General features: G+C 56.4%; 12 protein-coding genes and 3 pseudogenes. 11 read left to right on the forward strand and 4 right to left on the reverse strand.

The features are described from left to right. Window positions 1–230: hypothetical protein (locus PHA01_RS27110; protein WP_271899385.1), on the reverse strand; the 230-nt coding region annotated here is incomplete at its 3' end. A gap of 198 nt (window positions 231–428) precedes the next feature. Between PHA01_RS27110 and PHA01_RS27115 the strand changes: the two genes are divergently transcribed. Beyond that, window positions 429–1340 (forward strand): DUF6328 family protein, encoded by a 912-nt coding sequence (locus PHA01_RS27115; protein ID WP_271899386.1) that lies wholly within the window; start codon window positions 429–431, stop codon window positions 1338–1340. Between the two features lie 219 nt (window positions 1341–1559). Here the strand turns inward: PHA01_RS27115 and PHA01_RS27120 are convergent, their stop codons facing one another. Both PHA01_RS27120 and PHA01_RS27125 read right to left on the reverse strand, forming a co-directional pair. After that, window positions 1560–2096 carry a cupin gene (locus PHA01_RS27120; RefSeq protein WP_271899387.1) on the reverse strand — a complete coding sequence of 179 codons (537 nt, stop codon included), beginning with the start codon at window positions 2094–2096 and terminating at the stop codon, window positions 1560–1562. A 367-nt stretch (window positions 2097–2463) separates the two neighbouring features. Further along, window positions 2464–2763, reverse strand: coding sequence for a DUF982 domain-containing protein (locus tag PHA01_RS27125; RefSeq protein ID WP_271899388.1), 300 nt, complete (start codon window positions 2761–2763; stop codon window positions 2464–2466). A 1592-nt stretch (window positions 2764–4355) separates the two neighbouring features. Here PHA01_RS27125 and PHA01_RS27135 point away from each other — a divergent pair. Beyond that, the gene (locus PHA01_RS27135; protein WP_271899389.1) at window positions 4356–4601 is read left to right on the forward strand and encodes a hypothetical protein; all 246 of its coding nucleotides are present in this window, start codon (window positions 4356–4358) and stop codon (window positions 4599–4601) included. A 242-nt stretch (window positions 4602–4843) separates the two neighbouring features. Next, window positions 4844–5631, forward strand: a pseudogene (locus tag PHA01_RS27140) (hypothetical protein). A 139-nt stretch (window positions 5632–5770) separates the two neighbouring features. Here the strand turns inward: PHA01_RS27140 and PHA01_RS27145 are convergent. Beyond that, window positions 5771–6235, reverse strand: coding sequence for a hypothetical protein (locus PHA01_RS27145; protein ID WP_271899390.1), 465 nt, complete (start codon window positions 6233–6235; stop codon window positions 5771–5773). On the opposite strand from PHA01_RS27145, the gene PHA01_RS27150 reads away from it, so the two are divergent. From PHA01_RS27150 to PHA01_RS27185, 8 genes and pseudogenes are all read left to right on the forward strand, one after another. Continuing rightward, window positions 6210–8003, forward strand: a complete 1794-nt coding sequence (locus PHA01_RS27150) for an adenylate cyclase (RefSeq protein ID WP_271899391.1) — start codon at window positions 6210–6212, stop codon at window positions 8001–8003. The genes PHA01_RS27145 and PHA01_RS27150 overlap by 26 nt on opposite strands. Before the next feature lie 189 nt (window positions 8004–8192). Further along, window positions 8193–8329: pseudogene (locus PHA01_RS27155) on the forward strand (IS5/IS1182 family transposase); the annotation flags it as partial. A gap of 176 nt (window positions 8330–8505) precedes the next feature. Further along, complete coding sequence (locus PHA01_RS27160; protein WP_271899392.1) at window positions 8506–9312, forward strand: DUF2092 domain-containing protein; 807 nt, start codon at window positions 8506–8508, stop codon at window positions 9310–9312. Then, window positions 9309–9521: a hypothetical protein gene (locus PHA01_RS27165; RefSeq protein WP_271899393.1), complete on the forward strand. Its 213-nt coding sequence runs from the start codon at window positions 9309–9311 to the stop codon at window positions 9519–9521. The genes PHA01_RS27160 and PHA01_RS27165 overlap by 4 nt, the downstream gene beginning before the upstream one ends. A 47-nt stretch (window positions 9522–9568) precedes the next feature. Next, window positions 9569–10673 (forward strand): annotated as a pseudogene (locus tag PHA01_RS27170) (alpha/beta hydrolase); the annotation flags it as partial. A gap of 100 nt (window positions 10674–10773) precedes the next feature. After that, window positions 10774–11115, forward strand: coding sequence for a hypothetical protein (locus tag PHA01_RS27175; RefSeq protein WP_271899394.1), 342 nt, complete (start codon window positions 10774–10776; stop codon window positions 11113–11115). 254 nt (window positions 11116–11369) lie between these two features. After that, entirely contained in the window at window positions 11370–12176 is an 807-nt protein-coding gene (locus tag PHA01_RS27180) for a transporter (protein WP_271899395.1), read from the forward strand. A 90-nt stretch (window positions 12177–12266) separates the two neighbouring features. Beyond that, window positions 12267–13697 carry a DUF1254 domain-containing protein gene (locus tag PHA01_RS27185; protein WP_271899396.1) on the forward strand — a complete coding sequence of 477 codons (1431 nt, stop codon included), beginning with the start codon at window positions 12267–12269 and terminating at the stop codon, window positions 13695–13697. The last annotated feature ends 32 nt before the right edge of the window (window positions 13698–13729 follow it).

Raw genomic sequence — 13729 nt, forward strand, 5'->3', positions numbered from 1 at the left:
GTTCCAACAAAAACGACCTGGGCATTATACAAAAATTTTTTTTTGGCCCCCCCGCTGTTTTTGCGGGGCGCGGCGGGGTCCGCCCGCCCGCCACCTATGCTTACCTTTAGCTTTGACCACCTCCGTCGATGATAGAATGCAGCATCAAATATCAAGCGGCCAGCAAGGCGGGCAACGGCGTACCTTACGAGCTGCTCGATCGAGACGGTGGAGTTCTTAGTGAACGGCACGCTCCTTCTCTCCTGAAGGTTGCGAATGAAAAACCCGAGCTTGGCGCCTTGCGGAGGGAACTTTCGCGTTTAGTGGCGGTTTCTCGATTACAGAGATGGCTCAGGGGCGCGCTAATGAACTTCGGTAAAATATATGGCGAAGGTTATATAAAGAGATAGCTCAGCCCTTGCTCGCAAAAAGAGGTAGTGGTGTCTCTGGTGGATAAAACGAAAACGGCTCTGGACGAATTGCGCATGCTGATGTTGGGAGCGCAAATCCTGCTCGGCTTTCAGTTCCAAGCGCCATTTCAAAATGCTTTTTCGGAGCTCAGCTTCCTCGAACAGGGGGTCGAAGTCATCGTGCTTTGCCTAATGGTCGTCGTTATCGCGCTGTTGATTACACCGAGCGCGCGCCATCGCATTGTGGAGCAAGGAGAAGCAACACCGACTTTTAATGACTTTGTCACACGGGTTTTCCTGTTGACGCTTGCTCCATTTGCCCTTGCACTCGGCTTGGATCTTGGCGTCGCCATGACTCGCGGGGCTGGAATATCAGTCGGCATCGTAGCTGGCATGATAGGCTGCCTCGTGGCACTGGGGATGTGGTACGGACCAATACTGCTTCGCGACGGCAATGGAGATGCGACCATGGCTACTTCTGACGAAAAGACGCCGACTGCTGCCAAAATCGATTATGTATTAACAGAGGCGCGGGTGGTATTGCCCGGTGCCCAGGCATTGCTGGGATTCCAGCTGGCAATTGTGCTGACCAACGGGTTTGCCGAACTCGCGGCGCCAGCAAAGGCGCTTCATTGCCTTGCACTGGGTTTGGTTGCGCTTGCGACCATGCTTTTGGTAACGCCCGCAGCTTACCACCGCATCGTTTACGGCGGTGCCGATGTAGCAGAGTTCTATGATGTAGCGACCCGCTTCGTGCTTGTCGCTACAGTCTTTCTGGCGCTTGGCCTCGCGGCTGATATTCACGTTGTGATCGGGAAGGTTACGAAAAATCCCAACTTTGCAAATGCTACGGCCGCTGCCACCGCTTTGGTGCTGCTCGGATTTTGGCATGTCTGGCCATGGTGGGAACATATTCGGCGGGATGTTCGAGGCAGAGACGATAAATTATAGCTCGCGTCAGCACTGCTCCGCAGACACAAAATGTCCGCTCATGGCGTATCCATTGTGCAATCACCCTTTCGGGAATGAGCTCAGCCAAGACGCCGGCATGGATCACACGCGAACCAGCAACTTGAGCGCTCCAATGGTGTGGGTAGCGGTCGCACCTGCGTCGGACGAGTGCGACGCAATCTGACCTGCGCTAAGGGCCAAGTACGCGGTTTGCTCCTGTTACGTTTCTTTGGGCGTCGCGTTGACCGCCGTGTTCCCAAGACCCCACAATTTAACCAGATCGCCATCCGCTCCCTCGACCGGATCGCATGGGGGAAAAGGAACCTGTGCTATGCGCGCCACCATATCTGGCGTTGGATGTTCACGGCATAGGTCAGCCTTTTGTTTCGGGGGATATGCACCCACCACCAGGAACCCAACGCTGGCTTCGAGGAGACAGTGACCTGTACCGGCGGGCAGTACAGCTATATCGCCGGGCTGGACTTTTAACTCGTGGCCTGCTTCCCCGCCAATCATAAGGCGTGCCGTGCCACCGGCAAAGCCCAGCACCTCATGGGCGGTGGTATGATAGTGGTGGAAGGAGTAAACGCCGTTTCGCCACTGCGCCGGCCAGCCATTATGTTCGAAAAGCTCTTCGAATGCCGCCGCTCCCTCATCGCCGCTCGCCGAAATGGCGCCACGATAGATGAGCACGGGCAAACGCGGGTTGTTAGGTATCCAGCCATTGCGATCAAGGTGCAGGATCTCAGGTTTCAATCGGTTTCCTCCTCGTCGTTAGGTCCGGAAACCAAACTGGGCAACACTCGACTGGGTCGATTTGATCGTATTTGCGACCTGCCGCTCGCGTTTGCCTTCCGGGTCTTCCCGGGATGAGGCTTTTGCGCGCTCGACCCGGGCTACGTCAACCTCTGCGGCGTGCTCGTCGCTATCGTCGGTATTTCCGCTCTGGACTGGAGCATTCACCCCGACAAAAGCGGCGACGGCAAGCCGTCACCGGAAATGCGGCTTCGCCTGGAATGGTTCCGAGATACTGGCCGAATAAATCCACATATGACCCACCATAATGACTGCAACCCGTATGAAAATAACCGCCTTTCCAAATTGCCGCTTGGACCCCAGGCTACTAGGCTGTCATAAGTCCGCCGCCAGATTTCGCATTCATGATCCAAGGCATGACCGAAGCAGAATCTTCCAGTATCTTTGCTTTACGCGCAAAGCCGTCGAAGGCCGCATGGGCTACACTCAACGGTTTGTGGCCATCGAACACTTCGCAGCAGGTACGCCAGGCTGTTTCATAGATGATATCGCGTTGTGCGTCTGGCCAGCTATCAAGGAATTCGATGGCGTCAGCGAGCGTTGCAATCTCGCGGACTATCCTCGATCCGTCCGTTACGAAAATAGGGCTGTCGAAATAAGAGTTCATCAAGTCCTCCAGCGTGTTGAACCAAGAGTTTGAGTTACCTTCTCAGGCTCTGCTCACGTTACACGGCGACGCATGTAGCCTCTGCGAAGGATTTCGGAGATCGACTCGGATTGGGGGCGCCTCGAGCCATCGGAGCTCGATCTGCTTTATGAGCCTCGGTCGAGCCCCACGATTGACAGAGCTTTTAGAGTCAGTCCTTCCATGTTTTGCCGCTCACTCAGGAATAACAAAATGCGCCCGCCAGCGTTTTCGCGGGTAGTAGTTCAGGTTGTTTGGATGCGCTAAATTATAGTAATGCCCATTTGATGTTTCAAGACTTTTTGCGTATTTTTTCTGCACCATGGGGCGCGGAGCATGGTCATCTCACTAGCTCATAACTCAAAGATCGTCAGATAAACCTGACCTCTCGCAACCAAGATCAACTTGGCTCCATATCAACTTCGACTATGGGCCTTTGTGCAACCTTATCCTACGTCGTCGCAATTGACGAGCGGTTGGCGACAGGCCATTTCCGCATTTTTTGGCACGCTCGGCTTTGCCCCCCGGCTTCAGTGACTTATTTCCCTTTTCGTCATCCTGACGGCCCTCCTATGCTGCGGGATCTTCTGAGCAAGCTCGCAGTTTGCCGTGATCAAGCGGCCAAATCCACGCGCATTCCGCCTTCTGCACGCATCTCGGCTTGTCTTGTTCACTGGAATTCGACCGAGCAAAACTGGGATTGTCCCTGCCATGGCTCGCAGTTCGCCCCCGATGGAGCTGTACTCAATGGACCGACCTTTTTCCAAGCGCGACGCAACTGCGAGTGTTTCCGAGAGTATGGTTATTTCGCCAGCGCAGTTGAACCGGCATAGTTTCGTTTCCACCGACGGATTCCAGCCTTCATCTGTCGACGAATTTAGATTTATCGACTTCAACTTACGGATTGTCTTCAAGCGAAGAGGTGGAATTTTGCTGTTGCTTCGACTGATCGCGTCAAGCGACCTGAACCAATGCAGCGGCGAAGCACCGAGCGGTTATCGCTAAATTTTTTATGGTTCAAAGATCAGCCCCGCCGTCCACGGCGGGACTGATCCTCTCACGTCATTTGTTTTTGTGGCTTTGCTGGCCGGCTTTCGCGTGCTGCTCCGGCGTCCCGCCCTGAGTTGAGCGCGCGCCCTGTTGGCCTTTGGAACTATCGGACTGCTTCTGCTGTCCGGAAGTTTCTTTGGATCCGTGCTGCGATGACTTGCGATTGTCGGATCCACCGCGATTGTCTTGAGTGTTTGGCATAATTTTCCTCCTTTACGTGACCCCGTCCACCCAACCCACATTTGTGTTGTTTGTTCCATCCGCGGCTGCTTTGCCCGCGAAACCACATTTGCCAACTCACGGGTTAACTCAAGAGCATGTCGCCGTTATGTGATGCGCGACCATGACAGTCACCCTAGGCGATGAAGATTGGGTTCTTGCTACCGATCAAGATTGAGCTCACGTTGACGATCCGCTTACAAAATAGCGCTCGCGCTGGTGGATCATATTAATCAAGATCACGTCCGCTGCTGATGCAGCATTGAACGACTGGCAAGATGTCAAGCTGTCAAAGGGCGCTCACCATGCTCGAGCATGGAACACCTGGAGAGCTGTTCGGCCCTGCGCGCACTTTTTTCGTATCGGCGCAATCGAGCACCAAACAGCGTGGTGCGGGGTTATCCGAGACAGAAACGTCGACGGCGGAGGCGAGCAGCACGATGAAAGCCCCGCTGGGCCGCCTATCCGGACGTGGGCTGCCGCCCGGCGCCCATACGATGAACCCGCCGATGACCGGGGTAAAAGTCCTGCTCGGGAGTGAAGCTCGGTAAGGCACGGTGTAGCCAGCGGCTGCGGCGATCGATGGGCTGAGTCCAATTAGGAACCCCTCTCTGAAGTGAGAGCGGCGGGATCGTCGGCATCCAACGGCGGCGGTCGCCGTCGCGACATGGAGGGAAAACGATGATCGCTGCGGCGAGAATGTGCCATCTCCGATCGCCGCAAAAGAGTGATACCAGCGGGACGTCTCGAAGACAGAACAACGACAACAGCAAGAAGGTTAGGGGACCATTTTATGAAGACTTACGTGGGGTTTTTATCATTGCTGGCTGCCGGATTCCTCGTCGCCCTTCCGGCGCGGGCGGCTGATGTCGTCTCGGTGATGGCTTCCGAAGTTAACACGGCCGAAAAGGATGGCTGGACCTTTGCCTTCAGTCCATATTTCTGGGCGGCGGGACTATCGGGCAATACGGCACAGTTTGGCTTGCCGTCCGTGCATATCGATGCTGACTTTGGCGATATCCTGGACGATCTCGATTTTGCCGCCATGGCGATTGGCGAGGCACGCTACGGCCGTTACAGCATTTTCGGTGATGTCATCTACACGAAGTTATCGAGCGGCTCGGCAACACCACGGGGCATTCTCGCCGACGACGTCGACGTGTCTTCAGCGACTTTCGCGGCCTTGGTGGGGCAGGCTACTCGATCCTGGAAAGTGCCAGAGGCACGCTCGATGTCGTCGCTGGCGCAAGGGTAGGGTATGTCAACACCGATATCTCGTTCAGTGGCGGCAGTCTCGATGGCCGCCAACGCAGCGACAGTGCGACCTGGGTCGACGGGCTTGCGGGTCTGCGGGGCAAGTATTCACTTACCGACAAAGTATATCTGACCGGCTGGGGCCTTGTCGGCGGCGGCGGCGCGGATGTCGACTGGGACGTCGCCGGCGGTATCGGCTACGAGTTCAACAAGACGGTATCGGCGGTTTTGGGGTACCGGGCGCTGGGTGTTGACTACGCCAGTGACGGATTTGTTTTCGATGTCGTCCAGCAGGGGCCCATACTGGGTGTAGTCATGCATTTCTAAACCTGCATCGTCTCAAATAGTTTTCGGAGCGAGATGATCACCGCCAGTGGCGCGTTGCCACGAACAAGTGGGCAAGCGCCGTCGAGATTGTAGGAACCAGTGTAAAAAATCTCGTGCGTGAGGGAACCTCGCTTGACCTTTATGTTGGTTTTTGCCTTCGGATATCGAACGGGATGACATCGGCTTTGTCGAGCGCCGTTTCGATCTCGCCTGACAGGCAGTGGACCATTTCCGCGTATTCCGCGCAGCGCTGCTCGCGGATTGGTTCAGGCGATATTTCCCAGCGCTGCAGTGCCGCCTGCGCATCCGCCAAGTCGGTGCATAAATCTCGGAAATCATCACTCAGCGCAGCCAGTCGTTCGATCGACCGACATCGTTCGGGAAAGCTGCGTTGAGCGGCAGCCACGCTCTTGTCCATGTCAGAACCCCCTTCCATCGCGGCAAACGGTTGCCACGATGTATGCAATAATGCGTTGCTCGCCGCATCATCATGGACGGAAAGCGGTTTGGGGAGTAGCTTACAGTAATATACGGGCAAAAATGCCGGTTGATTCTTTTCATCGGGGGATGAAATCACCATGCAAGGCTCCACGAAGGCTGGCATAGATCGGCCCGAGCAGATTGTGCGGCAGCCACCCGCTCCCGAGGATATCCGCGCCCAACTTGATCGCATCATGGCCAGTCCGGAATTTCCAGACACCGGTCACGCGCATTCATTCTTGCGATATGTCGTGGAAGAAACTCTGTCTGGACGTTCCGAGCGCATCAAAGGCTATTCTATAGCGATAGAGGTATTCAAGCGCGACGAGCGATTCAACCAGGATGATCCCGTCGTTCGGATCGAGGCTGGGCGGTTGCGGAGAACGCTCGAGCGATATTATTTGGTTGCTGGCCAGAACGACCCCGTCCGGATCGACATTCCAAAAGGCAAATATGTTCCGTTCTTCAGCTGGAATGGGCCGATAGCGGAGGAAGCTGCCCACCGCAGTTCGGTGCGGTCATCAAAATATCCTTGGCGCATGAAATGGCCCATTCTGTTGAGTTTGCTCGCCATCCTTGTTGCGACCTTGGGCTATTGGATGGCGGGCCCTCCTGCATCGTCAACCACCGCAGCTGGCCCCGATGGGCCCACGCTGGTGATCGCACCCTTCGCCAATTTCAGTGAGGGACCGGAGGCCAATCTCTATGCGCTCGGCCTCACCGAGGAACTCTTGACCGCTCTTCCCCGCTTCAAGGAGATCAAGGTCTTCGGCCGCGAAACGTCAGAAGCCTTCCCGCCGGAAGTTGACCCTTCGCGTGTCCGCAAGGAACTCGGGGCCAACTATCTGCTTGCCGGTGCAGTGCGTGTCTCCGGTGATCGCGTGCGGGTGACCGCACGCTTGCTTGATACAAAAACCGGCGCAATTCTTTGGTCCCAGACCTACGACGATGACGTTCGCTCGCGCGGGCTGTTTGCCATTCAAACCGACGTTGCAAATCGGGTGGCAACCGCTGTGGCCCAGCCGTATGGCATTATTTCAAAAGCGGTCGCCTCCAGTCCCCCGCCTGACGACCGTGGCGCTTACGATTGTACGCTGCAGTTTTATGGTTACCGTGCCGAATTGAGTGTGGAAAAGCACGGTAAGGTTCGCATGTGTCTTGAAAGCGCAGTTGCTCGCTTCCCGTCCTATGCAACGGCGTGGGCAATGCTGTCGATCTTGTATCTCGACGAGGACCGATTTGGCTACAACCCGACGTCTGAATCTTCAACTTCATTGGAACGGTCGCTCCATGCGGCTCGGCGTGCTGTAGAACTCGATCCGGGCAACACGCGTGCGCTGCAGGCCTTGATGACGGCGTTGTTCTTCAACCGGCAGCTGACGGAAGCGCTTCGTGTAGGTGAGCAGGCGCTGGCGACCAATCCCAACGACACGGAACTAATGGGTGAGTACGGTGTGCGCTTGGCCATGGGTGGACAATGGCAACGCGGCGCAGCGGTGCTGGATCAGGCGCTGGCGCTCAACCCCGGCGGGGCGGGCTACTATCGCGGCAACAGGGCGCTGGCTTCCTATATGCTGGGGGACTACGATACGGCGGTCGTCGATATCAGACAGGCGAACCTGCAGAAATTTCCGCTTTTTCACATTGTCGCGGCGGTGATCTATGCGGAGCGCGGGATGATGGTGGACGCCACGCGCGAGGGAACCTTGTTCATGAAAATGCGTCCCGCATTTCTCCCCAACATTACCGCGGAACTCACAAACCGCAACTTTCAACCTGAGGATCAGTTGCGCGTCATTGCCGGTCTGCGCAAGGCAGGCATGCCAGTGCGGGCCGAGACGGCAGAAACCACCTCGCCGCCGCTTCCCACATCCGATCTTCCTTCACGGTAGCGGCGGTCTCCAAATTTCGGAGTCCGCCCAGTTCTGGACCCGAGCCAGGATCAGGACCTGTGGGGCCGGCATCAACTGCCCAAGCGCCATCCCTGTCGGAACAGGCCACGAACGGCAACTTCCCGCTATCTAGATTTAGACCAAGGCTCAAATGCGCCATGAGCGGACGCTTAAAGAGATGGTGTGCTCTACAAGCAACGTCACAAAGATCGAAACATGTTCGGAAAACTCAAAGACTGGCGTCGTCTTCACACTCGATACCACCGCTGCGCCCACACCTTTTCTTAAGCATATGCATAGCAGCGGTCGTCATCTTCTGGCTCTGATTAGTCAGTCCTGACTCTGGCTTCGCAGGGCTATTGATACCTGTAACATACGAGATGTTACGGGTGTAATCCCTTTGTGGCGCGTACATTTTCCAGACCAATCGGGAGGCTTGTCGAGACGGTCGGGTCTGAAGCCAGTCCACCAGATTTCACAACAACTGAGGGGGAGGCCCAGGATGATAATTGCTCAATATGCGATGCGGACCTTTGCAGCGTCCATCTCGTCGGCCGCGCTCGCCCTGACAATTGCTGCGGGAATGCCAACGGGCGCGACGGCAGCCGAAGCAGATGCCAAGACGTTGCTCAAGGCGATGTCGGACTATCTGGCTGCACAGAAAGCAATTTCGTTCAACTACGACACCAACCTTGAAGTCGTCACCAAGGACCATCAGAAATTGCTGCTTGCAAGCTCGGGCAAGATCGAGTTGGGGCGGCCCGACAAAATTCGTGCCACCCGCCATGGCGGTTTCGCCGATGTCGAGATGGTGTTTGACGGCAAGACGCTGACCGTGCTGGGCAAGGATGCCAATCTCTATACCGAGGTCGACGTGCCGGGCACCGTCGAAAACCTGGTCGACCAGCTAAGAGATACACTGCACAGGCCGCTTCCAGCCGCCGATCTGATCCTGCCAAATGTCTATGCGGAGCTGATGCGCGATGTGGTCAATGTCAAGGACCTTGGCAGCGGCGTGATCGCCGGCACGGAATGCGACCACCTTGCATTTCGGGCAAAGGAAGTCGACTGGCAGATCTGGATCGCCCAAGGCAAAAATCCCTATCCTTGCAGATATGTGATCACCGCAAGTCAGGTGGACCAGGGACCCCAATACAGCATCCAGATCAGTGACTGGAAAACCGGCATCGACGTCGTTGCCGACGACTTCAGTTTCAAAAACAAATCGAAAGCCGAGAAGGTGGATCTGGAGAAGCTGCCGAATATTGACGAACTTCCCAATCACTTCACCCCCGGAGGCACGAAATGAACGCGTCAAGGAAACTTAGAATCGCGCTTGTGGCCGGGATCGCTGGATTGTTCGCATTGGAAGCAAGATCGGAGTTCTCGGTTCCAAGCCTCTACAGCTTTGTCGGCATGGCCGAGGCCCGGATCGGCCGTCCCCTCACGCCCGTCAGCGTAGCCGGCGTGGCACGACGCACAGTCAGGCGATGCGCTGTGGGGGTCTATTATTGTTAGCCGGGGAAAGATACCGTTCTCCTGGCACCGCCTTTTTTTCAAAGGGCATGCGTTGGATTGTGATACTGGCGATCGCCGGTATTACTACAGGCTGTGCCGGGAGACCGAAGAACGTGTTGTCACCTTTGGCAGACACGTCGTCATCTTCGAGAAGGTTGAGATGCTGGTCACAACAACGCGAAGCCGTTCCAGCGTTCCCGGGCAAATGTTCAGTGGCGAGCGCGGGCTGACACCGTCCTTCGCCGACATAACGGTTTCGATCCCGCCAGGCAAAGTGCGCAAAATCGGTGAAGTCTCCTGGCCGAAGAGGCTTCCCTCCAATCCGCTAACGGACTTTGCGGTTCTGAAAGCGGACGCATTGACGTTGGACGGAGCCAAATCATGGCTGAACGCTACAGTGAAGAAAAACCCCGATCGCAGCGTCATTGTTTTTATTCACGGTTTCAACAACCGCTTTGAGGATGCCGTCTATCGTTTCGCACAAATCATGCAAGATTCCGGCATACCCAATACGCCGGTTCTGGTTACCTGGCCTTCGCGCGGCAGCCTGCTGGCCTATGGTAACGGCAGACTGCCAGCGAAATTCAAGAACGTCATGCTTGCCGATGCCGACGTCGATGTCGATGTGTTCCGTTCCCAGATCGCAGACATGGGGCCGGATCGCCCGCAGTTCACCCTTTTCGTTTCCCGCGATGACCGCGCCTTGGCGCTGTCCCGGCGAGTGTGGGGCGACATCCCGAGAATAGGCTCCATCGATCCGGAACAATCGCCCTACAAGGAGGAATTGGCCGCGAACAAGATCGCGGTGATTGACCTCACAAAAATCAAGGCCGGAGACAGGCTTCACCACAGCAAGTTCGCCCAATCTCCACAAATCGCGCAGCTCATTGGTGCGCGCATCTCGCAAGGCCAGACCTTGACCGACAGCAGGGTCGGGCTCGGCGACAAACTTCTCGCCGCCACGACCGGAACGGCGGCGGCAGCGGGGAGTGCAGCCGGGTTGATCCTTTCCGCGCCAATTGCCGTCGTCGACCAGAACACCCGGGACAATTATGCCAATCACATCGCTCGGTTGGGAGGGCAAACGGCGGCGCGTAACCGTTGCAAGCCCAATGCGCTTCAGCCAACCATGTGCGATTGACGTTCCGGCGGGGCGTTGTCATCGCTGACAGCTTCTGCGTCTTCAGGTTGCCGGCAACTATTCTCATCCCAAGCATGGGCTGAGCAACGATTTTGAGGGGGAGTCAAGCAAATGCGAACTGCCGTTTCCACATCACTATTTATCATGATAGCGCTTGCTGCGTGTCAGTCGACGGGTGACGACGCTGTCCCAGCCTCGTCTGTTCCGGTCGCCATGGACGCGACCGGAACGACCACGGGGGGAGCACCGGTTGACCTCGCCGATCTGGTAAATGCTCCCGCCGCCGGAGCTCGAAACCAGCTGCGGTTGCGCGGCTACGCGTTTACCCAGCAGCAGGGCCCGACGACGTATTGGTGGAATCCAGGAACGACGATCTGCGCAACGACAGTAACCAGCAACGGAAAGTTTCAGACAATCGGAACGGCAACAGCGCGCTATTGCGGTCAGGAGTAGTTGTTCGCGTTGGTGGTGCAGCGTCTCAAGATGCGCCGCGCAACGGGTAATCACCGACGTAGGTTACAGTAAGATACTCCCCGCAGGAGTGGCGCTCCGATAGGTTTCACTGCACCAAGGATCGCAAGTGTTGTGCATGGCTGCGGCAGCACTGATGGTCGGTTTAACAGTTACGTACTTTTTTCTATCGCCGCTACCTGCAATGGGTTGGAACAGCCGTAAAGGCAGTTGTGTAATGAGGACAGGGGATGTTTATGACGATCTTGCGCTGGGGATTTCTATCCGCTTCGGTATCCTTTTATGCGCTTACTTTTTCGGCGCAGGCGCAAGAGAGTGCAGCGGACCTCGCCAAGAAACTCTCCAATCCCATCGCGTCGCTCATCAGCGTACCATTCCAGGGCAACTATGATGGCGGCTACGGCCCGGACGATGGCAGCAAATACACCATTAATGTTCAACCCGTCATTCCGTTCACCTTGAACGAGGACTGGAACCTCATCTCTCGCACCATCGTGCCGATTGTCTGGCAAAACGACATCGCAGGACCGTCCGGCGATCAATTCGGGCTTGGGGATACGACGCAGAGCCTGTTCTTCTCGCCCAAGAAGCCCACCTCGCGTGGTATCATTTGGGGCGTCGGTCCCGTCTTTCTTTTGCCGACCGCGACGGACGACTTGCTTGGAGGCGGGAAGTGGGGCGCGGGCCCGACCGCCGTGGCCCTCAAGCAATCCGGTCCTTGGACCTATGGTGCTCTGGTGAACCACATCTGGTCGTTCGCGGGTGATGACGATCGTCAGGACGTGAACTCGACGTTCCTGCAACCCTTCATTTCCTACACAACACCGAAAGCCTGGACCTTCGCGCTGAACACCGAGAGCACCTATAATTGGGAGGCCGAACAATGGTCCGTTCCCATCAACTTCACTGTCGCCAAACTGGTGAAGGTCAACAAGCAACCAGTTCAGCTCATGGCAGGTGTCCGCTATTGGGCCGAGAGCCCGGACAACGGCCCTGACGGCTTCGGTGCACGCTTGGCCGTTACGTTCCTGTTTCCGAAATGAGAAAGACCAGCGCCGCCTGCCGGTGTGAAAGAAGACCGTTTTGAAATGCACGAATTCAATGATCCATCCTGTGACAAAGGGGTACGGCAAATGTTGACAAAACGAGATCTGCTTCGCACCGCAGCGGCGATCGCCGCGGGAGCCGCGATTGCAAGGCCAAGCCTCTTAATGGCGCAGAGCTATCCCGACATCATCGAGGCCAAGGACATCGCCGAGGAAGGCTTCATCTACGGCCTGCCGCTGGTGATGAATTATGCGGTCATGCATGAGTTTGCCGTCGATCCGAAATCCAGCCAGTTCAAGGCACCGTTCAACCAGATCGACAATATGCATCATGTGGCGACCTATGAAGATACAGCCATCGTCACGCCGAACAGCGACACGCCATACTCCATTCTGTGGCTGGATCTGCGTGCCGAGCCGATGGTGATCTCTGTGCCGGCGGTGGAGAAGGAACGTTATTATTCGGTGCAGTTGATCGACGGCAATACCTATAACTTTGGCTATATTGGCAGCCGCGCTACGGGAAACGATCCGGGTTCCTATCTCGTGGTCGGACCCGACTGGAACGGCGAGAAGCCCACCGGCATCAGCCAGGTCTTTGCCTCGACCACCCCGTTCGTATTCGCCAATTTTCGAACGCAGCTAATCAACGTCGAAGACCTGGCGAACGTGGAAAAGGTGCAGGCCGGCTACAATGTGCAGCCGCTGTCGGCCTTCGTGAAGCAACCTGCACCCCCGGCCGCCCCGAAGATTGACTTCCTGCCGGCGACAACGCAGGGCATCAAAGACAACTTCTTCGACTATCTCGATGCCGCGCTTGCGTTCGTGCCGCCCACGCAAGAGGACAAGGCCATCCGTGCCAAGCTCGCCCGTATTGGTGTGGGCCCGGATAAATCATTCCATTTCAAGGACCTTCCGATTGCTCACAAAGTGGAAATCGGCCTTGGGATGAAAGAGGGTGATGACAAGGTCGCCAAGTTTGCGGCGAGCGGAATGAAAACCATCAACGGCTGGAGTATTGGTTCATTCTTTGGCGACCGCAGCTTTTACAAGGGAGATTGGCTAAAGCGTGCCGCCGCTGCCAAGGCGGGTATGTATGGCAACGATGCCGTGGAAGCCATGTATCCCTTTACCCGTACGAATGCGACAGGCGAAACACTCGACGCCAGCAAGCACAACTACACCATCACCTTTTCCCCCGGGCAACTCCCGCCGGTGAACTCCTTTTGGTCGGTGACGATGTATGACGGCAAGAGCCAGCTTTTGATCAAGAACCCGATCAATCGCTACCTCATCAACTCGCCGATGCTGCCGGGTATGAAGAAGAACGAGGATGGTTCCCTCACTCTCTATATCCAGAAAGACAGCCCCGGCGCAGACAAGGAGGCAAATTGGCTGCCTGCGCCCAACGGTACCGCCTACATCGTGATGCGCCTGTACTGGCCGAAAAGCGAAGCCCCTTCCATACTGCCGGCGGGTGAAGGGACATGGCAGCCGCCCGGTATCAATGTGGCGTAATAATTATCCCCGACCGTACTGATGTGTGGTGC

It is taken from the genome of Candidatus Phyllobacterium onerii, assembly GCF_028331445.1.
GTDB lineage: Bacteria > Pseudomonadota > Alphaproteobacteria > Rhizobiales > Rhizobiaceae > Phyllobacterium > Phyllobacterium onerii.

Coding starts and splice junctions, on each gene's coding strand:
- PHA01_RS27175 (WP_271899394.1), top strand. CDS start 10,774: ATGCGAACTGCCGTTTCCACATCACTATTTATCATGATAGCGCTTGCT.
- PHA01_RS27150 (WP_271899391.1), top strand. CDS start 6,210: ATGCAAGGCTCCACGAAGGCTGGCATAGATCGGCCCGAGCAGATTGTG.
- PHA01_RS27135 (WP_271899389.1), top strand. CDS start 4,356: ATGCTCGAGCATGGAACACCTGGAGAGCTGTTCGGCCCTGCGCGCACT.
- PHA01_RS27125 (WP_271899388.1), bottom strand. CDS start 2,763: ATGAACTCTTATTTCGACAGCCCTATTTTCGTAACGGACGGATCGAGG.
- PHA01_RS27180 (WP_271899395.1), top strand. CDS start 11,370: ATGACGATCTTGCGCTGGGGATTTCTATCCGCTTCGGTATCCTTTTAT.
- PHA01_RS27165 (WP_271899393.1), top strand. CDS start 9,309: ATGAACGCGTCAAGGAAACTTAGAATCGCGCTTGTGGCCGGGATCGCT.
- PHA01_RS27160 (WP_271899392.1), top strand. CDS start 8,506: ATGATAATTGCTCAATATGCGATGCGGACCTTTGCAGCGTCCATCTCG.
- PHA01_RS27185 (WP_271899396.1), top strand. CDS start 12,267: ATGTTGACAAAACGAGATCTGCTTCGCACCGCAGCGGCGATCGCCGCG.
- PHA01_RS27145 (WP_271899390.1), bottom strand. CDS start 6,235: ATGCCAGCCTTCGTGGAGCCTTGCATGGTGATTTCATCCCCCGATGAA.